Annotated in this window: 1 protein-coding gene; it reads right to left on the reverse strand. The window is 47.1% G+C overall.

Features of this window, described 5'->3' with window-relative positions; translation table 11 throughout:
• Positions 1 to 41: 41 nt before the first annotated feature.
• Positions 42 to 1,192 (reverse strand): IS3 family transposase gene (locus ABEV74_RS14755; RefSeq protein WP_430146979.1). Its coding sequence is split into 2 segments (ribosomal slippage): positions 42 to 937 and positions 937 to 1,192, totalling 1,152 coding nucleotides; the frame shifts between segments, so codons are not numbered across the junction.
• Positions 1,193 to 1,267 lie beyond the last annotated feature (75 nt).

Genomic DNA, 1,267 nt, shown 5'->3' on the forward strand with positions numbered 1-1,267 from the left:
TGGACCTCTGTCAATAGATTGGACACATAAAATCGAGAGAATTACGCAGCCGGATGAAACATACGTTCGAATTGATTTGGAGTGAAATACCCTATAGAGGAGTGGATTCTTTTTCCATTATAGAAGCATGTGATGTACTCAAAAATCTTCTCCTTGGCTTCTTTCCTCGTTTTGAATTTATTCAAATAGACGAGCTCTTTTTTCAGCACACTATGAAACGACTCAATACAAGCGTTATCGTAGCAATTTCCCTTGCGGCTCATGCTGCCGGTCATGCCATATTGTTTCAAGCGTTGCTGATAGTCTGAGGATGCGTACTGGCTGCCGCGATCAGAATGATGCAGCACGTTCCCTTTGGGCTTCTGAAGGCGATACGCCTGATCCAGGGCCTTCAAACAAAGCTCCTTCGTCATTCGTTCGTCCATATGGAAGCCGACGATTTTGCGCGTGCAGAGGTCCTCCAAGCTGGAGAGATAAAGCCAACCTTCATCTGTTGGAATATACGTGATATCGGCCATCCAGACCTGATTCGGCTTTTCCGCTGCAAACGCCTGATTCAAGACGTTTTCCGAAACCGGCATGTTATGTTTCGAATTTGTAGTGGCCTTGTACTTCTTGACGGTGCGGGATTTCAATCCAAGTTCCTTCATGATGCGGGCAACGGTTTTCTGCGACACATGAACGCCCTGATGTTTCAAAGCGTTCCAAACCTTCGGGCTGCCGTATAACTGCCTGGAATCAAAGAAAATTCTGCGAATCAATTTCTCAAGTTGCTTACGACGTTTGCTGCGATTGCTTTCCTTGCGTTTCGTCCATTCGTAATAACCGCTTTTGGAAACGCCGAACAGGGAGCACATCTTCGCGACACGGAACTGCAAGCGGTGTCTGTGGATGAATGGATAAATCAGCGCCGGTCTTTTGCGAAGTAGTGCATGGCCTTTTTTAGGATTTCGTTCTCCTCTTCCAGATCGCGAATTCGCTTCTGAAGGTCACGTAGCGCTTTATCCTCCGGCTTAAGCTGTCCGCTTCCGGGGAAGGCTTGAGTTCCGCTACTCTTGAATTCGGCGATCCAGCGGTACAACGTGTTCTCATGCAGCCCCATTTCTCGGGCTACCTGCGCCACCGTTTTTCCTTCTTCTTGGATGAGTCTTACGGTTTGAAGCTTGAATTCCTTGTCGTACTTTTTCGTCATTTCGGACACCTCGATTATGAATGCTTTTATTGTCGCACTCTCGGTTCTCCGTGTCCAATTTAAAGTCTAGCATCA

Source organism: Paenibacillus cisolokensis, from assembly GCF_050481165.1.
Lineage (GTDB): Bacteria > Bacillota > Bacilli > Paenibacillales > Paenibacillaceae > Paenibacillus_AH > Paenibacillus_AH cisolokensis.